Annotated in this window: 21 protein-coding genes and 2 tRNA genes; 14 read left to right on the forward strand and 9 right to left on the reverse strand. The window is 66.2% G+C overall.

Annotation, left to right across the window (positions count from 1 at the left end):
* Positions 1–50: 50 nt before the first annotated feature.
* On the reverse strand, positions 51–710 hold the full coding sequence (locus BcFMB_RS03555) for a histidine phosphatase family protein (protein ID WP_024541639.1): 660 nt from the start codon (positions 708–710) through the stop codon (positions 51–53).
* 294 nt (positions 711–1,004) lie between these two features.
* Between BcFMB_RS03555 and BcFMB_RS03560 the strand changes: the two genes are divergently transcribed.
* From BcFMB_RS03560 to BcFMB_RS03580, 5 genes are all read left to right on the forward strand, one after another.
* Positions 1,005–2,534, forward strand: coding sequence for an MFS transporter (locus tag BcFMB_RS03560; RefSeq protein WP_099721076.1), 1,530 nt, complete (start codon positions 1,005–1,007; stop codon positions 2,532–2,534).
* A 99-nt stretch (positions 2,535–2,633) separates the two neighbouring features.
* Complete coding sequence (gltX, locus tag BcFMB_RS03565; protein WP_024541637.1) at positions 2,634–4,169, forward strand: glutamate--tRNA ligase; 1,536 nt, start codon at positions 2,634–2,636, stop codon at positions 4,167–4,169.
* Positions 4,170–4,373: 204 nt separating this feature from the next.
* Positions 4,374–4,446: transfer RNA gene (locus tag BcFMB_RS03570), tRNA-Glu, on the forward strand.
* Positions 4,447–4,480: 34 nt separating this feature from the next.
* A tRNA-Gln gene (locus tag BcFMB_RS03575) sits at positions 4,481–4,555 on the forward strand.
* Positions 4,556–4,691: 136 nt separating this feature from the next.
* Positions 4,692–6,029: a metallophosphoesterase gene (locus BcFMB_RS03580; protein WP_099721077.1), complete on the forward strand. Its 1,338-nt coding sequence runs from the start codon at positions 4,692–4,694 to the stop codon at positions 6,027–6,029.
* Between the two features lie 228 nt (positions 6,030–6,257).
* On the opposite strand, the gene BcFMB_RS03585 is transcribed toward BcFMB_RS03580, so the two are convergent.
* The gene (locus BcFMB_RS03585) at positions 6,258–7,010 is read right to left on the reverse strand and encodes an IclR family transcriptional regulator (RefSeq protein ID WP_099721715.1); all 753 of its coding nucleotides are present in this window, start codon (positions 7,008–7,010) and stop codon (positions 6,258–6,260) included.
* A gap of 422 nt (positions 7,011–7,432) precedes the next feature.
* Here BcFMB_RS03585 and leuC point away from each other — a divergent pair, with 422 nt between their 5' ends.
* The 3 genes from leuC (at position 7,433) to BcFMB_RS03600 (ending at position 9,898) form a co-directional block, all read left to right on the forward strand.
* Positions 7,433–8,836 carry a 3-isopropylmalate dehydratase large subunit gene (gene leuC / locus BcFMB_RS03590; RefSeq protein ID WP_099721078.1) on the forward strand — a complete coding sequence of 468 codons (1,404 nt, stop codon included), beginning with the start codon at positions 7,433–7,435 and terminating at the stop codon, positions 8,834–8,836.
* A 25-nt stretch (positions 8,837–8,861) separates the two neighbouring features.
* Positions 8,862–9,542 (forward strand): 3-isopropylmalate dehydratase small subunit, encoded by a 681-nt coding sequence (leuD, locus tag BcFMB_RS03595; protein WP_099721079.1) that lies wholly within the window; start codon positions 8,862–8,864, stop codon positions 9,540–9,542.
* Positions 9,543–9,619: 77 nt separating this feature from the next.
* Positions 9,620–9,898 carry an Lrp/AsnC ligand binding domain-containing protein gene (locus tag BcFMB_RS03600; protein ID WP_024541632.1) on the forward strand — a complete coding sequence of 93 codons (279 nt, stop codon included), beginning with the start codon at positions 9,620–9,622 and terminating at the stop codon, positions 9,896–9,898.
* 107 nt (positions 9,899–10,005) lie between these two features.
* Here BcFMB_RS03600 and BcFMB_RS03605 read toward each other — a convergent pair whose 3' ends face one another.
* Complete coding sequence (locus BcFMB_RS03605; RefSeq protein WP_099721080.1) at positions 10,006–11,352, reverse strand: NAD(P)/FAD-dependent oxidoreductase; 1,347 nt, start codon at positions 11,350–11,352, stop codon at positions 10,006–10,008.
* Between the two features lie 330 nt (positions 11,353–11,682).
* Here BcFMB_RS03605 and murA point away from each other — a divergent pair, with 330 nt between their 5' ends.
* From murA to BcFMB_RS03620, 3 genes are all read left to right on the forward strand, one after another.
* Positions 11,683–13,008 (forward strand): UDP-N-acetylglucosamine 1-carboxyvinyltransferase, encoded by a 1,326-nt coding sequence (gene murA / locus BcFMB_RS03610; protein WP_024541630.1) that lies wholly within the window; start codon positions 11,683–11,685, stop codon positions 13,006–13,008.
* Positions 13,009–13,211: 203 nt separating this feature from the next.
* On the forward strand, positions 13,212–14,168 hold the full coding sequence (locus BcFMB_RS03615; RefSeq protein ID WP_099721081.1) for a lysophospholipid acyltransferase family protein: 957 nt from the start codon (positions 13,212–13,214) through the stop codon (positions 14,166–14,168).
* Positions 14,169–14,310: 142 nt separating this feature from the next.
* Entirely contained in the window at positions 14,311–15,309 is a 999-nt protein-coding gene (locus BcFMB_RS03620; RefSeq protein ID WP_024541628.1) for an NAD(P)H-dependent glycerol-3-phosphate dehydrogenase, read from the forward strand.
* A 103-nt stretch (positions 15,310–15,412) separates the two neighbouring features.
* Here BcFMB_RS03620 and BcFMB_RS03625 read toward each other — a convergent pair whose 3' ends face one another.
* Positions 15,413–16,582, reverse strand: coding sequence for a D-alanine--D-alanine ligase family protein (locus BcFMB_RS03625; RefSeq protein ID WP_024541627.1), 1,170 nt, complete (start codon positions 16,580–16,582; stop codon positions 15,413–15,415).
* Positions 16,583–16,935: 353 nt separating this feature from the next.
* Between BcFMB_RS03625 and BcFMB_RS03630 the strand changes: the two genes are divergently transcribed.
* The 3 genes from BcFMB_RS03630 to BcFMB_RS03640 all read left to right on the forward strand — a co-directional run bounded on the left by BcFMB_RS03630 (position 16,936) and on the right by BcFMB_RS03640 (position 19,603).
* Positions 16,936–18,084 carry a DUF4854 domain-containing protein gene (locus tag BcFMB_RS03630; protein WP_157775069.1) on the forward strand — a complete coding sequence of 383 codons (1,149 nt, stop codon included), beginning with the start codon at positions 16,936–16,938 and terminating at the stop codon, positions 18,082–18,084.
* A 140-nt stretch (positions 18,085–18,224) separates the two neighbouring features.
* Positions 18,225–18,566 carry a DUF4190 domain-containing protein gene (locus tag BcFMB_RS03635; RefSeq protein ID WP_157775071.1) on the forward strand — a complete coding sequence of 114 codons (342 nt, stop codon included), beginning with the start codon at positions 18,225–18,227 and terminating at the stop codon, positions 18,564–18,566.
* Positions 18,567–18,574: 8 nt separating this feature from the next.
* Positions 18,575–19,603 (forward strand): CPBP family intramembrane glutamic endopeptidase, encoded by a 1,029-nt coding sequence (locus BcFMB_RS03640; RefSeq protein WP_099721083.1) that lies wholly within the window; start codon positions 18,575–18,577, stop codon positions 19,601–19,603.
* 9 nt (positions 19,604–19,612) lie between these two features.
* Here the strand turns inward: BcFMB_RS03640 and BcFMB_RS03645 are convergent, their stop codons facing one another.
* The 5 genes from BcFMB_RS03645 to BcFMB_RS03665 all read right to left on the reverse strand — a co-directional run bounded on the left by BcFMB_RS03645 (position 19,613) and on the right by BcFMB_RS03665 (position 24,936).
* Positions 19,613–20,413, reverse strand: a complete 801-nt coding sequence (locus tag BcFMB_RS03645) for a mechanosensitive ion channel family protein (protein WP_099721084.1) — start codon at positions 20,411–20,413, stop codon at positions 19,613–19,615.
* A 143-nt stretch (positions 20,414–20,556) separates the two neighbouring features.
* Complete coding sequence (locus BcFMB_RS03650; protein WP_157775073.1) at positions 20,557–21,237, reverse strand: TetR/AcrR family transcriptional regulator; 681 nt, start codon at positions 21,235–21,237, stop codon at positions 20,557–20,559.
* Positions 21,238–21,464: 227 nt separating this feature from the next.
* A complete protein-coding gene (locus BcFMB_RS03655) occupies positions 21,465–22,658 on the reverse strand; it encodes a DUF2974 domain-containing protein (RefSeq protein ID WP_024541623.1) in 1,194 nt (397 codons plus the stop codon).
* A gap of 121 nt (positions 22,659–22,779) precedes the next feature.
* Positions 22,780–23,970, reverse strand: coding sequence for a pyridoxal phosphate-dependent aminotransferase (locus BcFMB_RS03660; RefSeq protein ID WP_099721085.1), 1,191 nt, complete (start codon positions 23,968–23,970; stop codon positions 22,780–22,782).
* 90 nt (positions 23,971–24,060) lie between these two features.
* Positions 24,061–24,936, reverse strand: coding sequence for a putative ABC transporter permease (locus tag BcFMB_RS03665; RefSeq protein ID WP_024541621.1), 876 nt, complete (start codon positions 24,934–24,936; stop codon positions 24,061–24,063).
* Positions 24,937–24,958 lie beyond the last annotated feature (22 nt).

The following is a 24,958-nucleotide window of genomic DNA, read 5'->3' on the forward strand; positions in this document are numbered from 1 at the left end:
GACTCCTTCGCGGTTGCGGCCACCGGTGTGGCGGCCAAAGCGGATGCAGGCTACTCGATGCCCTTCGCCGGGTCGGCGTAGGTGATTGACAGCACGTCGTGCGTCGCGTTGTCGTAGGTGATCGACGTCACTGATGCGAGCGCCGTCTTGCGCAGCAGCATGTTGTGCTCGGGGCGTCCTGTTTCGAGCATGTGGCGATACGACCAGATCGGCGATTCGTGCGTGACGACGACGATCTGCTCGCCAGGATGTTCGTCGACTTTTTCCAGAGCGAAATTCTGCACACGGTTCGCGATCGAACGGTAGCTTTCGCCCCAGCTCGGACGCCACAGGTTGCGCACGAGCCTGAGGTTCTCGGGGCGCCACAGCGCGCCGTCGCCGTGGCCGATGCGTTTGCCGCGGAACTCGTTGCGCGCCTCGATGAGACGCGGGTCGGTGAGCAGCTCCAGCTGCTGCTGGCCGCGTTCGGCGCGCAAGCGGTTGAGTTCGAGCAGGATTGCGTCGGCCGTCTCACGAGTGCGGTCGAGCGGTGACGAGTAGACGGCGGCGGTCGTGTTCGTCTGCGGGTTGGCGGCCAGATAGCGGCCGGTCGCCTGCGCCATGCGGCGCCCCGACTCGGACAGATGGAAGCCGGGAAGCCGTTCGTAGAGCAGATGGTCCGGGTTGTAGACCTTGCCGTGCCGCACGAAGTTGATGGTGGTGGCCGTCATGACGCTCCCTTTCGAATCGATGTGAACATTTCACGATAATCGCTTCCACCTCAATAATGTACCGCGTGTCGCGCCGGCGGGTGCGACTAATGTGGCCGTGTTCGCGAACGCGTGACATGCGCGTCGCGCGGACGATTCGCCGGCCATCGACGACGACGTCGCCGAATCGCCAAGCAACAATCCCTAACCAATGCAACAAACCCAACCAACCGCAGGCGGCGAGAATCAAGCCGTGACGCCAAACGGCGCGACGGCCGCATGCGGGACACATCCGCGAGCAGAAAGGAGCGGCACATGGCACAGCACAGGGAGCACGTAGTGACGAAGGGAATCAGGGACGTCAACAGACGGTTGTTCGGCGGCTACGCGCAGCTGCTGAAGATCCCGCACACGGCCAGGTTCACAGTCGGCTCGGTCATCGCGTGCATGCCGTTCCCGATGGTCGGCATGACGATGACGATCATGACGCAGCAGTACTACGGCAACTATTCGCTCGCCGGCGCGCTCACCGCCGTGCAGGCGATCGCCGGCGCCGCCGTCGGCCCGCTGTTTGGCACGCTCGTCGACCGCTACGGGCAGAGGCAGGTCTCGGTGCCGATCATCGCCGTGTGGATGGTCGCGGCGACGGCCTTCGTCTCGTGCGTGCTCGCGCATGTGCAGCCGTGGATCCTGTTCTGCATCGTGCCGTTCCTCGCCGCCGTGCCGCCGTGGGGTGCGATGAGCCGCGCGCGGTGGACGAATCTGCTCAAGCACGACCGCGTCGGCGTCAACCGCGCGTTGTCGCTGTGCGGCGTCTTCGACGAGGCGATGTGGGTCATCGGCAATCCGCTCGCCTCGACGTTGGCCGTCATCTCCGGCGTGCTCACGTTCAGCTTCACCGGCGCTTGCGTGCTCATCGGCGCATTGATGTTCCTCACCGAACTGACGACGGAGCCGGCGAGCCAGACGCAGCTCGCGCGCGCCGAAGGACTGACGCGCCGCGAGTTCCGTGCGCGCGAGGACGCGAAGGCGCGGCTGCTGCGCGCGCAGACGGAGGAACGTGACGCCCGCGCGCAGGCGAAGTCGGAGGGCCTGGGCGCGGCCGAGGTGGACGCGGCCGGCAAGGCGGCGTACGAGAAGTCGATGAGCGGCAAGAAGGACTCGATCTGGGGGCCCGGCCTCATCGCCGTGTGCGTCACATGGTTCGGCCTCGGCGCGTTCCAGTCGGCCGCCGGCATCTCGATCGTCTCCTTCGCGACCGAATCGAACATGAAGCAGTACACCGGATTCGTGTTCGCATGCTTCTCGATCAGCTCGCTGCTCGGCGCGCTCGTCTACGGCGCGAAGAACTGGACGATTCCGCTGTGGAAGCGCTTCTACGTGTGTCTCGCCGTGCTCAATCTCGGCATCGGCTCGTTCCTGTTCGCCAAGCAGCTGTGGGTCATCGCCGTCATCTACCTGTTCATCGGCGTCTGCCAGTCGCCTACGTGGATCAACGGCAACCAGCTGATGCTGCACCTTGTGCCGCAGACGCGCTTCACCGAAGGCATGGCGTGGATGGGGGCGATGAACGCGATCGGCGGCTCGGCCGGTTCGGCGATCGCCGGCGTTGCGATCGACCATGCCGGCTCGCACGGCGGATTCGCCGTCGTCACGGCGCTCGCGCTCGTCTCGCTCGCGATTGCGCTGTGTGGCTTCAAGCAGATCAAGGAGAGCACGGAGACGCCGGTGCTCACCGAGGTCGACAGCGCGGGCGCCGCCGGCGACGGCGACGAGACGGCCGCGCAGATCGACGACGTCGCGCGTATCGCGGCCGAGGACGCCGACGCCGCAGCGCGCGGCTGAGCGGGGCCGTGTGCGGCCGGCCGCACGTCGGCCGCGCGCGCCACAATAGACGGCATGACTGATGCTGCAATCGTACAACCAGAGGACTCCGTCGAAGACATGAAGGAACGCGAGCACGTCAAGCCGGAACTGCCGGCGAACGTGCGTGTGCGCTTCTGCCCGTCACCCACCGGCATCCCGCATGTGGGCATGGTGCGAACCGCCCTGTTCAACTGGGCCGAGGCGCGCCACACGGGCGGCACCTTCGTGTTCCGCATCGAGGACACCGACGCCCAGCGCGACTCCGAGGAGAGCTTCAACCAGATCATCGAGGCCCTCGACTGGCTCGGCATCGACTGGGATGAGGGCATCCGCGTCGGCGGTCCGGACGGCCCGTACCGCCAGAGCGAGCGCGGACCGATCTACCATGACGTCGCGCAGAAGCTGCTCGACGCCGGCTACGCCTACGAATCGTTCTCGACGCCCGAGGAGATCGAGGCGCGTAACATCGCCGCCGGCCGTCCCAAGGAGTTCGGCTACGACGGCTACGACCGCCACCTGACCGACGAGCAGAAGGCCGCGTTCCGCGCCGAAGGCCGCCAGCCGGCGCTGCGCATCAAGATGCCCGACGAGGACATCACGTTCAACGACCTGATTCGCGGCGAGATCACGTTCAAGGCCGGCTCGGTGCCGGACTACGTGATCGTACGCCCGAACGGCGACCCGCTGTACACGCTGACGAACCCGGTCGACGACGCGCTGATGCGCATCAACGTCGTGCTGCGCGGCGAGGACCTGCTCAGCTCGACGCCACGCCAGATCGTGCTGTACCGCTATCTGATCGAACTGGGCATCGCCAAGGAGATGCCGCTGTTCGGCCACATGCCCTACGTTATGGGCCAGGGCAACAAGAAGCTCTCCAAGCGCGACCCGGAGTCGAACCTGTTCCTGCACCGCGAGCACGGCTTCATCAAGGAGGGCCTGCTCAACTACCTCGCGCTGCTCGGCTGGTCGATCGGCCCGGACCGCGACATCTTCACGATGGACGAGATGATCAAGGCTTTCGACGTGCGCGACGTCAAGGCGAACCCGGCGCGCTTCGACCTGGACAAGGCGACGGCGATCAACGCCGAGCACATCCGCATGCTCGAGCCGCAGGACTTCCTCGACCGTTCGGTGCCGTACCTGTTCCGCGCCGGCGTCGTCTCCGCCGATTCGTGGGGCGCGCTGAGCGACCGCGAGCGCGAGGTGCTCACCGCCGCCGCGCCGCTCGTGCAGACGCGCGTGCGTCTGCTCGGCGAGGTCGCCGGCATGGTCGGCTCGCTGCTGTCCGACGACGCGTACATCCCGCCGGAGGACGACGCGAAGAAGCAGCTCAAGGCGACGGCCGGCGAAGTGCTCGACGCGGCGATCGCCGCGCTCGAGGCGGTGCCCCAGGACGGATGGAAGACCGACAACCTCCATGAGACGCTCAACAAGGCGCTCATCGAGGAGGGCGGCTACAAGCCTCGCGTCGCCTTCGGTCCGGTGCGCGTCGCGATGAGCGGTCGCCGCGTCTCGCCGCCGCTGTTCGAGTCGATGGAGATCGTCGGCAAGCCGTTGACGATGCAGCGTCTCGAAGGCCTGCGCGCGCATCTCGCTGAGATCCAGGGCTGAACGCCGCGGGTGCGCGTCCGCAGCGCATACGTGGTCTGAAGGAAGCGGGGAACATCGTGCCGATGTTCCCCGCTTCCGTATGCGAGGACGATGCACGGAGGTGTCGCGAAAACGTTGGAATCATGAGCGACACGCCGTGATTTGCGCAAGTGTGGAATCCCTAGTATATTTTCTTTCTGTTGCTTCACGGAGCAGCGAGATGATGCCCCCATCGTCTAGCGGTCTAGGACTACGCCCTCTCACGGCGCCAACACCGGTTCAAATCCGGTTGGGGGTACGAAGTTCACCACCACGGTGATGAACATGCCAATTGGGATGTGGTGTAATTGGCAACACAGCTGATTCTGGTTCAGCCATTCTTGGTTCGAGTCCAGGCATCCCAGCCAATCGAAACCCTCGCTTCGGCGAGGGTTTTGTGTTTTCCTCGCAGCGGTTGCCTTCGCCGCGGGTTTTGCGCAGAGACTGCGGGAATCTGCACGGCGCGCGTCCACGTCGCGCGCGAAGTGCATTACTGTTGGAAGTATGAGCGAACGAACAACGAACAAGCAGACTGCGGCCGTGGACGAACCGCTGTCGGTGTCGCAGCGCCTCGGCCGGCTGCAGTTCCATCGTTCGGGCAAGTTCCGCATCCTGCAGCTCGCCGACATCCAGGACGGGCCGAAGGTCTCGCCGGACACGATCAGCCTCATCGAAGCCGCGTTGACGAGCGCGCGTCCCGACCTCGTCGTCTTCTCCGGCAACCAGATCGCCGGATACGATCCCGCCTACGCCGCCACCTTCTGCAAACGCCATTGGAAGAAGCCGGCGCCGACCGCGCGTCGTGAGGCGGAGCTCGAGCAGACGCGCGAGCGGGTGCGCGCGTCGATCCGCCGGTTCGTCACGCCGATGGTGAACGCCGGCGTCCCATGGGCCGTCACCTACGGCAACCACGATTTCCAGTGCGGACTGAGCAACGCGCAGCTCGACGCGATCTACCACGAGTTCAAAGGCTGCCTCAACCCCGTCATCACCGCGCATATGAAGCAGCAGATGCACCTCGACGACCTGTTCCCGCCGCTCGACGCGGACGACGTGTGCGTGCGCACGACGGCGCCGGCGCTCGCCGACGAGGTCGCCTATGCGTGCGAGTCGGGCACCTTCGCATTGCCGGTCGCGAACGAGCATGGCGAGACGATCCTCGGCGTCGTGCTCGTCGATTCCGGCGACTACGCGCCGACAGGCGGCTACGGCGCGCCGGATGCGCGCGCGTTGGCGTTCCTGCGCGCGGTGCCGGCGGCGCTGGGGACGCAGGCGAAATCGATCGTCTTCCAGCATACGGCGGTGCCGCAGTATTATCAGCTGCTCAAGCCGGTGGCGGCGACGGCCGCGCACGCCGTCGAAGGGTACCGGATGTTCTCCGGACAGTACTACACGCTCGACGACGCGAAGACGGCACCCGGCGGCTACATCGGCGAGGGCATCAGCTGCCCCGACGACGACAGCGGCGAATTCGCGATCCTGCGGGACACGCATGCGTATTTCGCGATCTCGGCCGGGCATGACCATCGCAACGCCTTCGACGGCGTCGCCGACGGCGTACGCATGATCGCGTCGCCGACCTGCGGATTCGGCTCCTACGGGCCGGTGCCGGAACGGCGCGCGGCTCGGCTGTTCGAATTCGACATCCGTCATCCCTACGAGCCGCGCACGCAGCTGCTCGCGTTCGGCGACCTCGTCGGCAAGCCCAGCTCGAAGAAGGCCTACGTGTACGGAATGACCGCCGAATCGAAGCCGAAGAGCGAAGGCGTCAACCTGCTGCACAAGCCGACGATGCTCAGCCGCATCCTCCACTCGATCGCGAAGAACCTGTTCGGCCGTTAGGGGCCGTGCGGCAGCATGTAGGTGGGTTTACGCGCAGAATGCCATTTGTGGTTGCTGCGATGGCATTCTATAGGTGAGACTACGTGCAGAATGCCGTTGGAAGGGTGCTCGGTGGCATTCTATGGGTGGATATGCGTAAGGGGACCGGTGATGCGGTCCCCTTGATGGCCCTTGAAGGGCATGGCTTTGACGCTGTCCGTGGTGCACGGCCTGTGGCCGGCGGAAGCGTCAGCGGCTGATGCTCGCCTTGATCAGCGCGTCGGTCAGATACTTGCCGGCGCCCATGACGAGCGGGGCGAAGCGGTGGCCCGGGTTCGATCCCATGCGGCCGCTCGGGCCGGAGATCGAGATCGCGGCGATGACCTGACCGGAGGCGTTGCGGATCGGCGCCGAGATCGAGCAGACGCCCTCATCGCGTTCGTTGATCGACTCGGCCCAGCCGCGCTTGCGGACGGCGGCGAGCTTCGCCGCCGAGAAGCGGGCGTGTCGCAGGCCCTGACGCAGGCAGTCGGAATCCTCCCAGGCGAGCAGGATCTGCGCGGCGGAGCCCGCCTCCATCGACAGCATCGCGCCGACCGGGATCGAATCACGCAGTCCGCTCGCACGTTCGACGGCGGCGATGCAGACGCGCTGTTCGCCCTGACGGCGGTAGATCTGCGCCGATTCGCCGGTGCGGTCGAGCAGCGTCTGCAGGATCGGTCCGGCGGCCGTGAGCAGACGGTCCTCGCCGGCGGCGGCGGCGAGCTCGGCGAAGCGCGAGCCGAGCACGAAGCGGCCGTGCTGGTCGCGCAGCACGAAGTGGTGCCGTTCGAGCGCGATCGCCAGACGGTGCGCGGTCGGACGCGCAAGCTTCGTCTGGCTGACGAGCTGTCCGAGCGTGGCGGGGCCGGACTCGAGCGCATCGAGGATCTTGACGGTCTTGTCGAGCACGCCGACGCCGGAATGGATCTCATGGTCCTGCGCGATCGGACCGTTCGTCATCGACGTGTGCAGGTCGTGGTGCGGCGCCTCGGCCGCAGCGGCATCGGAGGCGGTCGCCCCGGTTTCGGATGTGGGCATGGCGGCGTCGACGGATTCTGTCGCGGCCTCATCGAGCTGCTGCTCGGGTTTTGCGGATAGCGTATTTGAAGTCATGCCGACATTATGCCATCTCACATAATGAAACGCAAAATCGAGGGGTGGAGCCTTTCGCGCAGCGGGCGGACGCCGGTGCGAAATGCTCGCAGAATGCTGGAATTGCAACGATTCTCGCCGTCTTAACCTGTTTACCAAACCTCCCTATCTCATATAGTGACGTGCGCACGATGTCTTGAAAGATGAACTCATAAGCTGAACGGACATGTGAACCGCGCTGCTGGACGGATTGACAGACGCGACCATTTTTTGTAGGAGGAAGACCGAGCATGGGAATGACACTGGCCGAAAAGGTCTGGGCTGATCATTTGGTACGCAAGGGCGACGACGGCGCCCCCGACCTGCTGTACATCGACCTGATGCTCATGCACGAGGTGACGAGCCCGCAGGCCTTCGAGGGGCTGCGCCTCGCCGGCCGCACCCCGCGCCACGTCGACCAGCTCATCGCGACTGAGGACCACAACACGCCCACCGTCGACATCGACCGGCCGAACCCGGACGAGACGAGCGCGACGCAGCTGACGACGCTCGAGAAGAACTGCAAGGAGTTCGGCGTACGTCTGCACCCGCTCGGCGACGCCGACCAGGGCATCGTCCACGCGTTCGCGCCGATGCTCGGCCTGACGCAGCCGGGCATGACGATCGTGTGCGGCGACTCGCACACCTCGACGCACGGCGCGTTCGGCGCGCTCGCCTTCGGCATCGGCACCTCCGAGGTCGAGCATGTGATGGCGACGCAGACACTCAGCCTCAAGCCGTTCAAGACGATGGCGATCAACATCGACGGCGATCTGCCGGCGGACGTCAGCGCGAAGGACATCATCCTCGCGATCATCGCGAAGATCGGCACCGGCGGCGGCCAGGGTTACGTGCTCGAATACCGCGGCAAGGCCATCGAGAACCTGTCGATGGACGCGCGCATGACGATCTGCAACATGAGCATCGAGGCGGGCGCGCGTGCCGGCATGATCGCCCCCGACGAGACGACCTTCGCGTATCTCAAGGACCGTCCGCATGCGCCGAAGGGCGAGCTGTGGGACCAGGCGGTCGAGTACTGGAAGACGCTGAAGACCGACGACGACGCGCAGTTCGACGCCGAGGTCACGCTGCGCGCCGAGGACCTCGAGCCCTTCGTCACCTGGGGCACGAACCCCGGCCAGGGCGTGCCGATCTCCGGCAGCGTCCCGGCGCCCGAGGACTTCGCCGACGCGACCGAACGCGCCGCCGCCGAGCGCGCGCTCGACTACATGGGCCTCGAGGCGGGCACGCCGATCCGCGACATCCCGGTGGACACGGTGTTCATCGGCTCGTGCACGAACGGCCGCATCGAGGACCTGCGCATCGCCGCCGAGATCATGAAGGGCCACAAGAAGGCCGATTCGATCCACCGCGTGCTCGTCGTGCCGGCGTCCTCGCGCATCCGCCTGCAGGCGGAGGAGGAGGGCCTCGACCAGATCTTCAAGGACTTCGGCGCCGAATGGCGCAACGCCGGCTGCTCGATGTGCCTCGGCATGAACCCGGACAAGCTCGTCGTCGGCGAACGTTCGATCTCCACGTCCAACCGCAACTTCGAGGGCCGTCAGGGCAAGGGCTCGCGCACGCATCTCGCGTCGCCGGCCGTGGCCGCCGCGACGGCGATCCGCGGCACGATCTCGACGCCCGCCGACCTGTAAAGCATTCCAGAAAAGGACGTTAACGATGGAAAAACTCACGACATTGACCGGAACCGGCGTCCCGCTGCGCCGTTCGAACGTCGACACCGACCAGATCATCCCGGCCGTATTCCTCAAGCGCGTGACGCGCACAGGATTCGACGACGCGCTGTTCTACGCGTGGCGCCGCGACCCCGACTTCGTGCTCAACAAGCCGGAATACGCCGACGGCCAGATCCTCGTGGCGGGCCCCGACTTCGGCATCGGCTCGTCGCGCGAGCACGCCGTCTGGGCGCTGCATGACTACGGATTCCGCGTCGTCATCGCGTCGCGCTTCGCCGACATCTTCTACGGCAACACGGCGAAGAACGGCGTCCTCGCGGCGATCATGCCGCAGGAGAGCGTCGAGCTGCTGTGGAAGCTGCTCGAGGAGGAGCCAGGCCGTCAGATGACCGTCGACCTCGAGACGCGCACCGTGACCTGCGGCGACGTCGTGCTGCCCTTCGAGGTCAGCGACTACGTGCGCTGGCGTCTGATGAACGGCTACGACGACATCGACCTGACGCTGCAGCACGAGAACGACATCGCCGCCTACGAGGCGATGCGCGCCGAGCGCTTCCCGTTCAAGCCGAAGACGATCCCGGCGCTGCACGAGCCGGAGCAGCCGATCGAATCGGCGCGCGAGCCGCAGACCGACGATTGGAGCGGCCCGATCGGCGTACGCTGAGACGAACGTATAATGGGCGCGGCGGGCAGCGCTGGCCGCGCCCGCGAACGAAGTCGTCACCAAGTGAAGGAGCAGCGATGGCGGATGCGATTGTGTTGATCACGACGGACAGCGATATGGTCGGCGATGCCGCGAAGCGCATCGTCGAACTCGACGGTGTGCGCGACGTCTACTCGGTGGCCGGCGATGTCGACCTCGTGGCCGTCGTCTCCGCCGACCGTTTCGAGAACCTCGCGCAGATCATCCCCGAAGGCATCGCGAAGGTGGACGGCGTCGCCGCCACGCAGACGCTGATGGCCTTCCGCACGTATTCGAAGGAGGACGAGGAGGCCGCCTTCGACCTCGGCGGCGACTGACCGCCCGTACATGACTCGTCGGATATGCGAAGCCGGCGGCCGTGTCCCGTGCATCCGCACGACGGATACGGCCGCCGGCTTCGCATATCCGACGACGATGGCGCCCGTCAGTCGTCCTGCTCGGCGACGGCCTTCGCCGCGATGGCGCCGACGTAGTAGATCGGCTGGTCGAAGTTCGGCTGGAACAGGAAGTCGACGTTGGCGAGCATGTCGATCGTGAACCTCGCCTGGATCGCCACCGACACGGCGTTCGCGGCGCCGGAGACGTCGACCGACGAGCAGAACTGCGCGCCCTTGACGAGCCGCGTGCTCGGATCCCAGGTCAGGATCGACGTGACCGGGGCCGTCGTCGTCATGAAGGCGGGGCGGTAGTCCTCGACGAGTTCTGTCGAACGGATGTCCATGCCGCGGCGGTCGGCGTCGCCCTGCGTCAGGCCGGACGCGGAGAGCGACAGGTCGTAGAGCTGCACGGCGCTCGTCGCCTGCGTGCCCATGTACTTGCGCGTCGGCCGTTCGATGTTCGCGCCGACGAGCATGCCCTGGCGCACGGCGTTCGTCGCGAGCGGGATGTAGTCGTGCGCACCGGTCGGGTTGTACAGGATGGTCGCGCTGTCGCCGGCCGCATACACGTACGGCACCGACGACTGCATGTAGTCGTTCGTGATGATCGCGCCGTTGTCCATCATGTCGAGCTGTCCGCGCACGAGGTCGGTGTTCGGCAGGAAGCCGATCGCGAGCACGGCGAACTGCGCCGTGTATTCGCCTTGGTCGGTGACGACGGTGACCGTGTCGTCCTCGTCGTCGCGGAAGGCGACGACCTTCTCGCCGAGCGCGAGCGTCACGCCGTGCGCACGGTAGCGTTCCTCCACCTGATCGGTGATCGGCTTGTCGAAGTTGTTGGCGAGCACGCGGTCGGCGGCGTCAACGAGCGTCGTCTCGACGCCGACGTCGCTGAACTGCTCGGCGAGTTCGGCGCCGATGTAGCCGGCGCCGACGACGACGACCGATTTCGCGTCCGTCGAACGCTCCTTGAGCTCGACCGCGTCGTCCCAGTTCTTGCACAGCTGCACGCGCTTCGAATCGATGCCCGGGATCGACGGCACGACCGGGCGCGAGCCGGTCGTCACGACGAGCTTGTCGAACGGCAGCGTCGCCGTGTCGCCGGTCTCGAGATCGCGGTACTCGAGCGTCTTCTCGGCGACGTGCACGTCGGTGACGTCGGTGCGCATGTGCATCGTCGCGCCGGCCGCCTCGAGCTGCGCGGGCGACGAGTAGAACATCTTCTTCGGATCGGACACATGGTCGCCGACCCACAGCGCGATGCCGCACGAGAGGAACGACACGGTGGCGTTGCGTTCGAAGACCTGCACATCCCAGTCCGGGTGCGCGTGCAGGATCGACGTCGCGGCGAAGGTGCCCGCGTGCGTGCAGCCGATGATTGCGACAGTGGTCATGAAAGTCTCCTTCGATGGTCGTGACATGGCCGTCCGATGCGCCTCGCGTGGCGGGCGGCCGGTCGCTGTCTTCCGATGATAGGTGCGCCGCGACGGCCGCGACGCGGTTTTGCGCGCAACGCCGAGCGCGGGCGTCACGCGCGCCGCACGCGAGGCCCCGGCGACTTACATGCCTTATGGCACAATGAAAGGCTGATGGGTGACGGCGCGGACGGCCGCGGAAATAAAAACGGCGACGCGCAGGTAGATATACAGAAAGACGAATGAACTTACTCGGGAGACGCCGCGTTGCACCTCCCGCAGCAGCGACAAGACACGAAAGAGGTAGACGTGGCCGAACATACTGATGACGTGCTGCACGTCGTTGGCGGCAAACCGCTCAACGGAACGATCAAGGTCCGCGGAGCCAAGAACTTCGTCAGCAAGGCGATGGTCGCCGCGCTGCTCGCGCCGGGCACGAGCGTGCTCAAGAACGTGCCGGAGATCCGCGACGTGCACGTCGTCTCCGACCTGCTGCGCCTGCACGGCGTGAACGTGGACGTTGACGGATCCGAGGGCGTCGTGACGATCGACGCGACGAACGTGCAGCTCGCCGACGTCGCCGACGTCGACACGCTCTCCGGTTCGAGCCGCATCCCGATCCTGTTCTCCGGCCCGCTGCTGCACCGCCTCGGCGAGGCCTTCATCCCGGCGCTCGGCGGCTGCAACATCGGCGGACGCCCGATCGATTTCCATCTCGAGACGCTGCGCAAGCTCGGCGCCGACGTGGACAAGGAGCACAAGGACGGCATCCACATCACGGCGCCGAACGGCCTGCACGGCGCGAAGATCCATCTGCCGTACCCGTCGGTCGGCGCGACCGAGCAGACGCTGCTCGCCGCCGTGCTCGCGGACGGCAAGACCGAACTGTCCGGCGCGGCGACCGAGCCGGAGATCATGGATCTCGTGGCCGTGCTGCAGAAAATGGGCGCGATCATCTCGGTGGACGTCGACCGCACGTTCCGCATCGAAGGCGTCAAGGAGCTCAAGGGCTACACGCACACGGCGCTCACCGACCGCATCGAGGCGGCGAGCTGGGCCTCGGCGGCGCTCGCGACGCATGGCGACATCTTCGTCAAGGGCGCGACGCAGCCGGAGATGATGACCTTCCTCAACGTGTTCCGCAAGATCGGCGGCGAGTTCGACATCACCGACCGCGGCATCCGCTTCTGGCATCCGGGCGGCGACCTCAAGCCGGTCGCGATCGAGACCGACGTGCACCCCGGCTTCATGACCGACTGGCAGCAGCCGCTCGTCGTGGCGCTGACGCAGGCCAACGGTCTGAGCATCGTGCATGAGACCGTCTACGAGAACCGTTTCGGCTTCACGAAGCCGCTCGTGCAGATGGGCGCGACGATCCAGCTGTACCGCGAATGCCTCGGCTCGCTGCCGTGCCGTTTCCAGCAGCGCAACTACAAGCATTCGGCCGTCATCTTCGGGCCGACGCCGCTCGAGGGGCGCGACATCGACGTGCCGGATCTGCGCGGCGGATTCAGCCATCTGATCGCGGCGCTCACGGCGAAGGGCCCCTCCGACGTGCGCGGCATCAGCCTCATCGACCGTGGCTACGCGGACTTCCGCGGCAAGCTCACCGCGCTCGGCGCGCAGATCGACTGATCGCGAGGGCTTCGGCCCACGATCACATACTTGTACCGCATGCCGGCCGGCTAGTTTCGTCCCAGCCGGCCGGTTCTGCGTATGTGTGCGCTGTGCGGGACGCTGGGGGGCGGTTTGGTGACTCGGGGTGCGTATGTGTGCGCTGTGCGGGACGCTGGGAGAGCCGCGCCGGTTAAGTACGGTTCTCGGGGCACAATGGGGGCATGGCATCCAAAGGCAAACCTTCACCGCGCTCGGCCGTCGAACCGCTGAGCAACAAACAGGTCGCCCGACTCGCGGCCGAATACGATCTCGTCGATCCGACACGGCCGTTCCCGGCCGGTCGCATCCGCCCGAACCAGAAGGAGATCGACGAACTCAACCCGAAGACCACGCACCGTCTCGTTGAAGGCGCGGCGAAGGTGCTGCGCGCGAGCTGCAAGGTGCGCGCATGGGGATTGGACAACGTGCCGGTCGAAGGCTCCTACATCACGGCAGCCACGCATGTGACGCAGTTCGACGTCTTCGTGCCGATGGTCGCGATGTTCCAGATGGGGCGGCGCCCCCGCTACATGGCGAAGGCCGAGATGGGCAAGTGGCCGATCATCGGCAAATGGTTCCGCGCCGTCGGCATGCAGCCGGTGCCGCGCCGCAGCGGCAAGGCGCGTCAGATCGAGGAGGAGTCGATCAACATCCTCACCTCCGGCCACGCGCTGACGATCTGGCCGGAGGGCACCGTCACGCGCGACCCGAAGAAATGGCCGATGAGCATGAAGAACGGCATCGGCTTCATCGCGCTCGAGGCCTCGCGCCGTGTCGGCCATCAGATCCCGCTGTTCTGCGCCGTGACCTGGGGTGCCGCGAGCATCAACCACTGGTGGCCGTGGCCGCGCAAGAACGTCGTCATGTGCTACGACACGCGCCTCGACTACGCCGACCTGCTCGCCCACGCCGACCAGTGGGGCGACGAGCCGCCGGCCGAACTCGCCAACGAGCTCGCGCGCCGCGTGCGCGTGCGCATGAAGGAGGTCATGGCGAACATCCGCGGCGTCGACGCGCCGGATGAGTTCTTCGACTACCGCATCATGAAGGAGGTGCCCGAAGTCGCTCCCTTCACCGATCCGCATCTCGTCGACGAGCGTGCGCTCGCCAAGGACGGCGACGCGCCGGCCGCCGAATAACGCGCCAAGAGCGAAATCGAACATGCCGGCGCGACAGCGGCAACAATAGAGAGCAGACGAATCCGCGGGGCCGTGCCATCGATGCCCGGCCCCGTCACCGATCACAGATGCCGGCGCGCATGCGCGGCGGAAGGAGCACGATATGGCGAACATCACGGTTCTGGGCGCGGGCGCCTGGGGAACGGCCTTCGGACAGGTCCTCGCGGACGCGGGCAACGACGTGACGATGTGGGCGATCGAACCGGAGATCGTCAAGGCGATCCGGACCGAGCGCCGCAACCCGGTGCGTCTGCCGAGCGTCGAGAAGCTGCCGGACAACATGACGGCGACCGGCGACCGCGCCGAAGCGGTCGCGCACGCCGACGTCGTCGTCGTCGCGATCGCCGCGCAGGTCGCACGCAAGGCGCTCGAGGAGTTCAAGGGACTGCTGCCGGACGAGGCGCTCGTCGTCTCGCTGATGAAGGGCATCGAGAAGGACACCGGCAAGCGCATGGACCAGGTCGTCGAAGAGGCGCTCGACCTGCCGGCCAACCGCTTCCTCGCCGTGTCCGGACCGAACCTGAGCAAGCAGGTCGCCGCACGCGAACCAGCCGCGACCGTCGTCGGCTGCACCGACATCGACAACGCGCGCGCGTTCGCGAAGATGTGCACGACCGACTACTTCAAGGCCTTCATCACGGCCGACGTCATCGGCCTCGAACTGTGCGGGTCGCTCAAGAACGTCGTCGCGCTCGCCGTCGGCATGTCGCACGGCGCCGGCTACGGCGAGAACACGGCCGCGATGATCGAGACGCGCGGCCTGACCGAGATCAAGGAGGTCGGCACCGAGGCGGGCGCGCTGCCGGAGACCTTCTACGGCCTCGCCGGCGTCGGCGACCTCATCGCTACCTGTGGCTCGCCGCTGTCGCGCAACTACACCTTCGGCTACAACCTCGGCAAGGGCATGAGCGTCGACGAGGCGACGAAGGCCAGCAACGGCGTCGCCGAAGGCGTCGCGACCGCGTCCGCCGTCGTCGCGCTCGGCGAGAAGTACCATGTGGAGACTCCGCTCGCGAAGGCCGTGACGCGTGTGCTCGACGACGGCATCTCCTTCAATCAGATGATCGCCGAGATGTTCCCGAAGGACATCACCGTCGAATGATCAGCTGATCGAGCGTAGACAACGCGGACAAAGCAGGAGGGCCGTGCGCAGCATCCGCTGTGCACGGCCCTCCGTTGTATTCGCGTGGCGACCGCGGGCGCCGTCAGCGGCCCAGTGCGCCTTCGATGAGCAATGTCACCATGTCCGGGAACGGGATGCCGGTGGCCTCCCACGCCTTCGGGAACAGCGAGATCGATGTGCAGCCGGGGAAGGTGTTGATCTCGTTGACGAGGACGTCGCCCTCGGCCGTCACGAAGGTGTCGACACGGCTCAGGCCGGTGCCGTCGACGGCGTTGAACGCGCGCACGGCGGTGTCGCGGACGCGTTCGATCAGCTCGTCGGACAGCTTCGGCGGGATCTCGGTGTGGCTCGCCTGTGCATCCATGTACTTGCTGTCGAAATCGTAGAACTGGTCGGCGCCGTCCTCGCGCTTGTCGAGCACGACCTCGCCGGGCAGGCTCGCGCGCGCCGCGTCGGTCGGCTTCGGGCGGATGACGCCGCATTCGATCTCGCGCGCGTCGATGCCCTGCTCGATGAGCACGCGCCAGTCGTGCAGGCTCGCCTCGTAGACGGCGGCGGCGAGCGCCTCCGGATCGTCGATGCGTTCGACCTTCGTGACACCGAAGCTCGAGCCGGCGCGCGACGGCTTGACGAACAGCGGCCAGGCGAGTCCGGCCTCGTGGACGAGGCCGAGGAAGGCCTCGCCGTCGGCGGCGAAACGGTCGGAGGCGTCGAAGTTCCGCGCGTCGATAGTGATGCCGGGGGCGACCGGGATGCCGGCGGCGTCCAGCAGCACCTTTGTGTAGTGCTTGTCCATGCACGCCGCCGAGGCGAGCACGCCGCAGCCGACGTAGGGGACGCCCATCATCTCGAAGAGCCCCTGGATCGTGCCGTCCTCGCCGTAGGGTCCGTGCAGCGCCGGGATGACGACGTCGATGTGGCCGAGCGAGACGAGCGTGCCGTCGGCGTCCTTCGCGCGGAAGCCGTCGGAGCCCTGGCCGATGTCGAGGACGACGTCGCGCGAGCCTTCGACGCGTTCGACCTGCGGCAGGCCGTGCGCGAGGTCCCAGTCGAGCGGGTCGGCGCCGTCGGTGATCCATGCGCCGTCCTTCGTGATGCCGATGAGGACCGGCTCGAACTTCGTCCGGTCGAGCGCGCGCAGGAACGTGGCGGCCGTGATGCAGGAGATCGAATGCTCGTCCGCCTTGCCGCCGTATATGACGGCGACGCGTGTGCGGTCGGTGGTTACGTGCTGGGGCGTCGGTTCGGACATGGTCACCTCTGTGCTGGAACGTCAGGATCTACAACGTCTTCAGCCTACTCGTACGCCGGTAACTGAAGACGCCCGCGAAGCGTCCTGCGGTCCACGGCGTACAGGCCGTGCACGTCCGGTCGGGCCGATGGGTGGACCGGCGATATCTCATAGGTCAGAACGGACGCCTGCGGCGCGTCGCGCTTCGATACACTGGTGCCATTCGCGCGCGTGAACGTAACGTGCTCGTCATGGCCATTGCCGAACGCCGCCGAACTACGACGTCGATGATGCCTGCCGCATCGCGACGGGACGGCCATGCCGCGTCATGCGACGCCGGCCGTCCGGCCGACCAGGAAAGGGAAGACACCATAATGAGCAACCCCAATGCGCCGTATGATCCGGCTGGGCAACCACAGGGCGAGGGCTATCCGCAGGCTCCCGGCTATCCCAACTACGAGGACACGCGTTCGGCGGGACCGGAGCCGACGCAGCCCTATGGCGCGCCGGCGGCCTATGGCGGCTATGACGAGACGCAGGCCTACACGCCGTCCACGCCGCAGATGAACCAGACGCAGCCGATGCCGTCCTATCAGGACCCGTACGGCGGTCCGCAGCAGCCGCGCACGACCGAGTTCGACGGCGCCGCGCAGGCGCAGCCGACGCAGGCCTTCGACTACGGCCAGATGCGGCAGACGCCATATGGCGGCGCGCAGCCGATGCGGCAGCCGGCCGCCGGCTATCCCGACGCCAACGGCTATGCGCCGGCGGGCGGCTACGGCTACGAGCAGCAGGCGCCCGCCACCTATGGCGGACCCGGCCAGATCCCGCCGGACGGCAATGCGCCGTTCAACGGCCAGCAGCCGCCGAAGAACAGCAAGACGCCGATCATCATCGTCAGCATCATCGCCGCGGTGCTGCTCATCGCCTGCATCGTCTTCGCCGTCTTCGCGCTCAACAAGAGCGACGGCAACAAGCCGGCGGAGTCGCCGAGCTCGAGCTCGACGCACAGCATGACGACGTCGCCGAAGTCGACCGACGATCCGGACGATCCCTTCGACGAGCCCACCGACGACCCGGACGAGCCGCTCGGCGGCAACAGCCTCGGCAGCGACGTCCTTGAGCAGGAGCTGCGCGACGGCAAGACGCTCGAGCAGGCCTTCCGCAACCCGCAGGTCAAGAAGCAGCTCGAGCAGGCCATCGAGGAATCCTCCGGCGACACCGAAGGCATGAAGTTCGACGTGTCGGCGAAGGGCAACACGCTGATCTACCTGATTCGCATCACCGATTCGAGCTACGACGAGTATTCCAGCGTCTACACGACGATGCTGGACGGCATCATGTGCTCGCCGATGAGCGAGTTCGCCAAGCAGCTCGAGGACCAGTACGACCTGACGGACGCGAAGGTCGAGTTCGTCCTCGAGAACTCGAAGGGCAAGACGATCCTCGACGAGACCTATGATCCGCTGTCGGAATGCGACGTGACGAGCGACGGCTACGATTCGCTGCTCGACAACGACTGACGGACGACTGACAATCGACTGACGTCGACGGACATGAGAACGCCGCGTGCACCACGCGGCGTTCTCATCTAATGTAGAGACGATGCGTGGCGCCGCCCGAGCGCCGAGGACACGCGCGCACGCGCGGGAAAGAGGACATGATGAGCCAGAACAACCCATATGTGAACAATCCGTACGCCGGCGGCGGCGCGCCGCAGTACCCGAACTACCAGCCGCCGCAGCCGCAGTACTATGCCGCGCCGTCGTCGAAATGGAACGCCATGTCGATCGCCGGCTTCGTCTGCTCGTTCTTCTTCTCGCTCATCGGCCTCATCCTGAGCATCATCGGCTATTCGCAGACGAAGAAGACCGGTGAACGCGGCGGCGACTTCGCGCTCGCCGGCATCATCATCTCGGCCGTCTCGCTCGTGATGAGCATCCTCGCGATCATCCTGCTCTTCGTGCTCTTCGGCACCGTCATCACGGCCGCCGTCGCGCTGTGAGGTCGCCGATGAGCGTTCCGACGATGCCGATGCCGCCGGCGCGGCAGCCGATGTACTATGCGCTGGGGCCGCAGCCGCGGATGGACGAACGCGTCACGAAGGCGCGCCGCGCCGCGTCGTCGATCGGCGCCGGATCCACGTTCATCATCGTCATCTGGTGCGCCATCTCGCTGCTGCTGCAGTCGGCCTTCATGTGGCTGCGCAGCAGCATGGCCGGCTGGATGGCGATCGCGATCTCCGATTTCGCGCTGTGCGTGTGCGCGATCCCGATCGGCTACCAGCTGTTCCGTGGCACGCCGCTGCTCGTGCCGCGCCGTTTCGCGCTGCGCTTCTCGCAGTGGTTCGTCTATCTGCTGATGTGCCTGCCGATCATCTGGGTCGGCAACCTGCTCGGCACCGGCCTGTCCGCGCTGCTGTCGTCGGGGAAGGCCGACAACCGCATCAACGAGATGATGAGCGGATCGAACTGGTTCGTCATGGTGATCGCGACCGTCGTCGTCGCGCCGCTCGTCGAGGAATGGCTGTTCCGCAGGCAGATTATCGGCCGTCTGCGCCGCTACGGCGAAAAGCCGGCGATCGTGCTGTCCGCGCTGTTCTTCGGCCTGTTCCACCTCAACCTGTACCAGTTCTTCTACGCCTTCGGTCTGGGACTGCTGTTCGGCTACGTCTACACGCGCACGAGCCGGCTGCGCTACAGCGTCGCGCTGCACATGGTCATCAACGCGAACAGTGCGATCGTCGGCACGTCGATGCTGGACCGCTATGAGCGGATCATCACGAAGCCCGACCTGCTGAGCCATCCGCAGACCGGCGACGTCCTGTTCATCGTCGCGATGGCGCTCTACCTCGTGCTGATGTTCGCCGGCGTCATCGCCGGCTTCGTGCTGCTGATCCGCAGGCGCCGGCGCTTCCGTTTCTACGCGGCGCCCGACGAGCTGCCGCGCGGCGCCGTGATGCCGGCTTTCTTCGGCAACGCCGGCGTCATCGTCTTCCTCGCCGTCGGCGTCATCGGCACTTTCGCGATGACGCTGCTGTAGACGCGTGCGTCAGCGGGAGGCGGCGTCCTTCGCGGCGACCGAGCCGGAAGCGGCGAGGTCGGTGAACATCGGCGACGCGCTCACGTCACGCGCGATCGCGTCGGTCACGGCCGACAGGGCGACGCCCGGCTTCGCATAGGCGATGATGTTGCCGGTCGTGCCGGACGGCGAGAAGCCGGTGAAGCGGATCATCGGCTTGGGCTCGTCGCTGATCAGGTCGTGCGCCGATTCGTCGATCTTGCCGAGCAGCTCGTCGGTCAATGCGTCCATGTCGACGCCCGGCTTCGCCGTGAACGGGATCGTCACCTGCGATTCGTTCGTCGGCAGGTACTTCTCGAGCGCCGTCGTGTTGAGCACCGAGTTCGGAATCATCAACGTGTTGCCGTTGCGCTCGCGCACGACGGTCTGCCGCCAGGTGACGTCGGTGACGGTGCCGGTCACGCCGGAGATCGAGACGACGTCGCCCGGCTGCAGCACATGCGAGAACATCAGCTGGAAGCCGCCGATCGTGTTCGCGATCGAATCCTTGAGACCGAGCGAAATCGCGAAGCCGCCGATGCCGAGCGCCGTGAACAATGTGACCGGGTTGACGCCGAAGACCGGCTTGAGCACAATCGTGACGGCGAGCGTCCAGATGAGGATGCGCGCGAGGTTGATGAAGATCGACGCGTTCGGGATCTGCGAGCGGCGCAGCACCTTGTCGAGCACGCGCGACGTGACGCGCGCCGCGATCATCGCGACGACGGTCACGACGACGACGAGGATGATTTTGCCGCTGTTCGCACGCAGCCAGTTCAGCACGAAGTCCATGACGCTCCCGAAAAAGAAAAACGAATCGACGGCCGCCGGTCGGCGGCACCGCCATCATACCGGCGGCAAGGAACCGTGGAGGACGACGCGGCCCCCGATGGTCGTCGAACCATCGGGGGCCGCGGAACAGGTATGGGCGCCGTTCAGCGGTGGCGGTCGCCGGGGGCGATGAAGCTCGGCACATGGTTGTGCACGCGGTTGTAGCCGAGCACGATGCGACGCCAGTAGGACATCGGATCCTCGTCGGCCATCGTCAGGAACAGGCCCATCGCGAGGATTGCGACGTCGCTGTCGAGCATGTCGTCGGCGGAGATCTGGTTGCGCAGCTGCGGCCAGTTGTACAGCGACGATATGATACCGCCGACGCAGAAGTCGACGAGCATCTTCGTCTTCGGCTCGACCGTGACCATGTCGGAGCCGACGATCGTCAACAGCGTCATGCGCAGGAAGTCACGCAGCGATTCGACGAGCTCCTCGTTGCTGTGCGGATCGACGAGCAGCGACAGGCGGTTGAGATGCTGCAGCTGCTCGGGGTCGTTGAGCAGACGGACGCAGAAATGGCGCCATTCGACGTTCGGGTCGCCGTCCGGACGCGTATAGATTGGCATCGGCAGCTGCTCGACCTCATGCAGGATCGATGAGTCGGCCAGCTCGGGCAGGCCGGAGTAATGGTAGTAGAAGGAGTTGCGGTTCACCTGCGCCGCGTGCACGACGTCGGTCACCGTGATCCTGTCGTAGTCGTGCTCCTCGAGCAGCGTCCAGAATGCATTCTCAAGCCGTTCCTTGGCCGGGAGAATCTCTGCATCACGACGAGGCCTAGACATGCGTTCCGCTCCTTCGGATTGGGTCGATTGTTGATGGCGGCACGGGTGCCGGATTCCCTTCGGACCATGCGCCACGCGCGAGAGAGGAGAGCGGGATGGAACCCTGCGCTCCTGCCGTTGTTCACCAGTGTATAGGCACTAGGATGCGCCGAGGCCGTTCGATGGCTGCTGGCGAAAACCGGGAGCGGGTCCCGGCATGGACGGGCCGGCTGCGCGGCGCCGGCGGATCAGTGGCGGAACGTGGCCGTCGCGAGCATCCACAACGCCTGGTTGATGTATTTGCGCTCCTCGCTCGTCAGGCCCACATACTGCCCGAGCATGCCTGGGATGACGCGCGGGCCGGCCTTCATCAGCTCGGTCGTGCTCTTGTAGCCGCTCGACATCAGCACGCGGAACAGCGCCTCGACGCCATGCTCGCGCTGCCGCTGCGTCATGCCGCCGAGCCAATCGTTGAGCGCGTCGTTGAAGGTCTTCGAACTGTCCGAGAGTCCTCCCGGCGCGATCTCGAAGTCGTCGCCGCGCATCTGCCAGCTGTAGCACGAATGCTGGCCGAGGCCGTCGGCGTCCGATTTGACGACGACGAGCCGTTCGCGCGGCGACTCGTTGAGCAGCATGCCGATGATCGACGAATCGGGCACGACCTTCGTGACGCGATCGACGATGGTGCCGTACTCGTAGCTGCGCACGACGTCCGGCGGGAAACCGGGGCCGTCGAAGGAGTAGATGTGGCGGATGCGGTCCTTGACGTCGTCGTGCGCGTTCATCGCCGCGTACACGGAGACGTTGCCGCCCTTCGAATGGCCGGTGAGGATGATGTCGCCGTCCCACAGCGCGGCCACCTGTTCGAGATAGTCGGCGGCGTGCTTCTGCGCCGGCACCGGATACCGGTAGGCCATGTTGAAGTCCTCCTTCCATCCGACGAGGGAATCGTCGGTGCCACGGAAGGCGATGACGAGCTCGCCGGTCGGCAGCCGGAACGTCAACGCGGCGAACTGCGTCTGTGCGGCCTCGTCGAAGCGTTCCTCGGCCGCCGAGACATGCACGACCGAGAACCGCGGATTCGCGGCGATCGAACGGTAGAACTCATGGGAGACGCGCGGATCGCCGAACCCCGAATGCTTCGCGATATAGGGATGGTCGACCTCGTAGGCGCCGAGCTCATGCTCGATCCGGCGCAGCGCCGGGCCGTCGAAGGGCGCACGGGCGAGCGCGCGGAACGAATGCGCGAGCCGATGCCAGTCGAAGGAGCGCACACGCCTGCCGAAGCTGCCGTAGCGCTGTTCGAGCGTCGCGAGCGTCGGCACGTCGTCGGGGATCTTGTCGTAGCTCAGCAGCGCGAACACGAGCGCGTCGGCCACATGGAACGGCCACTCGGAGAAATCCCGGGTCTCCGTATGCGCGTAGTCGAGAATGTTACCCATGCCGACCTTCCCGGAACGTGCCCGTGCGCGCCGATCCTGCGTCGGCGCCGCCTCGGCCGTCCCTGACCCATTGTACGGACGGACGGCCTCGCGCGGGGCCGACGATTGCGGCGGGCGGAAGTCAGCCGCCGTAGACCTCGGTCAAGAACTCGCGCAGCCGTTCGGCGCCGCGGCGCACCTGGTCGGTCTCGAGGCAGTAGGAGATGCGCAGATAGCCGGGCATGCCGAAGGAGTCGGAGGGCACCATGTACAGGTCGTAGTCCATCGCCTTGCGCGCGAAGGCGTTCGCGTCCTCCTCGAGCGCCTTCGGGAAGATGTAGAATGTGCCGCCGGGACGCTGCACCGTGAAGCCGAGGTCGACGAGCGCGTCGTAGATGATGTTCATGTTCGTCTCGTAGATCGACAGGTCGCTCGTGTCGTCGAGCACGCGCGCGACGGCGAGCTGCATCGACGACGACGGGCAGTTGTGGCCGATCGTGCGGCTGATCTGCGCGAACATCGGCACGAGCAGATCGGCGTCGGTCGCGCGCGGGTTGACGGCGACGTAGCCGATGCGCTCGCCCGGCAGCGACAGCGACTTCGAGAACGAATAGCAGGTGAGCGTGTTGTCGTAGAAGCGCGCCGGATACGGCTGCTCGGCGCCGTCGAAGACGATCTCGCGGTACGGCTCATCCGAGATCAGGAAGATGTCATGGCCGAACTCGCGCTGCTTGGCGCGCAGCATGTCGGCAAGCGCCTCGAGCGTCTCGGCCGAGTAGACGGTGCCCGACGGGTTGTTCGGCGTGTTGATGAGCACGGCCGCGACCTTCGGGTTGAGCGTGCGCTCGAACGCGTCGAAATCGATCTGGAAACGCTCGGTGTCCGGCGGCACGACGGTCAGCGTCGCGCCGGTGCCCTCCACATACGGCTGGTATTCGGGGAAGAACGGCGCGAAGGTGACGATCTCGTCGCCCGGCTTCGTCACGGCGCGGAACGCGTGCGCGAGCGCGCCGGTGGCGCCGGAGGTCGGGAACAGATGCATGGCCTCGTAGTCCATGCCGAAACGGCGGTTGAGCGAGTCGGCCATCGCCTGACGCACCGACAGGATGCCCGTCGACGGGCTGTAGCCGTGCAGCGCATGCGGCGGCTCGGTGGAGTAGAGGTCGAGCATCGCGTCGGTGAACTGCGACGGGCATGCGACGTTCGGGTTGCCGATCGAGAAGTCGAAGACGTGGTCCGCGCCGATCTCGCGCTTGCGTGCGCTCGCGCGTTCGCTGATCGAACGGATGACGGATTTCTCGTTGAGCATGTCCTTGAAACGGTCGTTGATCATGGGAGCCTTTCGGATCGACGGGACGGGGATGAGGCCAGCGTACGCCGAAGGGATGTCGCATGCGTTGCGGCCGCGGCGCTCGCGGACGGCTCAGTGCGACGTGTGCGGCGCGCGGCGCTCGCGGTACTTCGCGAACTGCGCGCGCACCTCCTTGAGCAGATGCGGGTCGTGCGTCGTGCGCATCTGCGGGTAGGCGTCGATGAGGCGGCGCTGCTGCAGGCTGAACAGGTCATGCACATGCGCCGAGAACTGGTCGCTCGCGTCCCTGACGCGTTCGCCGGCGTCGTGCACCTTCTCGCCGACACGCGTGCCGAGGCCGTCGGTGGCCGCGTTAAAGCGCGCGCCGGCGGCCTCGACGTGCGCGTCGGCCGCCGTGATGCCGACGTCGATGTGTGCGATGCCGCGCTGCTTGAGCGACTTGATGTCCGATTCGACGTGGCCGAGGCGGCTGTTCATGCTGATCAGGCTGCCGAAGGTGATGACGGCGTCGACGAGCGTGATGACGAGCAGCGTCGTCGAGACGGCGATCAGCGTCGTCGGGTCGATCGCGTCGCATAGTTCGGCGACGTGCGGCTGCACCCACAGTTTGATGACGGTGCAGCCGAGGCCGAAGAAGATGAAGCCGTTGAGGTAGACGCGGCCGTTGATGTTGAACGGCTTGTTCGTATAGTCCCACAGCCGCATGTGGAACAGCTTCTCGATGCCCCACGAGGTCAGGTATTCGAGCGTGCATGCGAGGACGCCGCTGCTGAGGAAGAGCGCGAGGAACGAATGCTCGCCGGGCAGCGCGTAGATCGCGAGCAGCGCGCCGAAGCCGTAGATCGGGCACAGCGGGCCGTTGAGGATGCCTCGGTCGACGAAGCGTTTCTTCATGACGATGTTGAGGCAGGTCTCCCACAGCCAGCCGATGAAGCTGTACAGCAGGAACCACAGGAGGATCTTGTCGAAGGCGAGAATCACATGCATGGACACCACGGTACCGCATCGG

It is taken from the genome of Bifidobacterium choerinum, from assembly GCF_002761235.1.
GTDB classification, from domain to species: Bacteria; Actinomycetota; Actinomycetes; order Actinomycetales; family Bifidobacteriaceae; genus Bifidobacterium; species Bifidobacterium choerinum.

Bases quoted from the DNA above. Each gene is read 5' to 3' on its own strand.
- BcFMB_RS03645 (WP_099721084.1), bottom strand. From the start codon at position 20,413: ATGGACTTCGTGCTGAACTGGCTGCGTGCGAACAGCGGCAAAATCATC.
- BcFMB_RS03600 (WP_024541632.1), top strand. From the start codon at position 9,620: ATGGCGGATGCGATTGTGTTGATCACGACGGACAGCGATATGGTCGGC.
- BcFMB_RS03660 (WP_099721085.1), bottom strand. From the start codon at position 23,970: ATGATCAACGACCGTTTCAAGGACATGCTCAACGAGAAATCCGTCATC.
- BcFMB_RS03665 (WP_024541621.1), bottom strand. From the start codon at position 24,936: ATGCATGTGATTCTCGCCTTCGACAAGATCCTCCTGTGGTTCCTGCTG.
- BcFMB_RS03555 (WP_024541639.1), bottom strand. From the start codon at position 710: ATGACGGCCACCACCATCAACTTCGTGCGGCACGGCAAGGTCTACAAC.
- BcFMB_RS03580 (WP_099721077.1), top strand. From the start codon at position 4,692: ATGAGCGAACGAACAACGAACAAGCAGACTGCGGCCGTGGACGAACCG.
- BcFMB_RS03625 (WP_024541627.1), bottom strand. From the start codon at position 16,582: ATGTCCGAACCGACGCCCCAGCACGTAACCACCGACCGCACACGCGTC.
- leuD (WP_099721079.1), top strand. From the start codon at position 8,862: ATGGAAAAACTCACGACATTGACCGGAACCGGCGTCCCGCTGCGCCGT.
- BcFMB_RS03650 (WP_157775073.1), bottom strand. From the start codon at position 21,237: ATGTCTAGGCCTCGTCGTGATGCAGAGATTCTCCCGGCCAAGGAACGG.
- BcFMB_RS03655 (WP_024541623.1), bottom strand. From the start codon at position 22,658: ATGGGTAACATTCTCGACTACGCGCATACGGAGACCCGGGATTTCTCC.
- BcFMB_RS03635 (WP_157775071.1), top strand. From the start codon at position 18,225: ATGAGCCAGAACAACCCATATGTGAACAATCCGTACGCCGGCGGCGGC.
- gltX (WP_024541637.1), top strand. From the start codon at position 2,634: ATGAAGGAACGCGAGCACGTCAAGCCGGAACTGCCGGCGAACGTGCGT.
- BcFMB_RS03640 (WP_099721083.1), top strand. From the start codon at position 18,575: ATGAGCGTTCCGACGATGCCGATGCCGCCGGCGCGGCAGCCGATGTAC.
- BcFMB_RS03585 (WP_099721715.1), bottom strand. From the start codon at position 7,010: ATGACGAACGGTCCGATCGCGCAGGACCATGAGATCCATTCCGGCGTC.
- BcFMB_RS03630 (WP_157775069.1), top strand. From the start codon at position 16,936: ATGAGCAACCCCAATGCGCCGTATGATCCGGCTGGGCAACCACAGGGC.
- BcFMB_RS03560 (WP_099721076.1), top strand. From the start codon at position 1,005: ATGGCACAGCACAGGGAGCACGTAGTGACGAAGGGAATCAGGGACGTC.
- BcFMB_RS03620 (WP_024541628.1), top strand. From the start codon at position 14,311: ATGGCGAACATCACGGTTCTGGGCGCGGGCGCCTGGGGAACGGCCTTC.
- BcFMB_RS03605 (WP_099721080.1), bottom strand. From the start codon at position 11,352: ATGACCACTGTCGCAATCATCGGCTGCACGCACGCGGGCACCTTCGCC.
- leuC (WP_099721078.1), top strand. From the start codon at position 7,433: ATGGGAATGACACTGGCCGAAAAGGTCTGGGCTGATCATTTGGTACGC.
- BcFMB_RS03615 (WP_099721081.1), top strand. From the start codon at position 13,212: ATGGCATCCAAAGGCAAACCTTCACCGCGCTCGGCCGTCGAACCGCTG.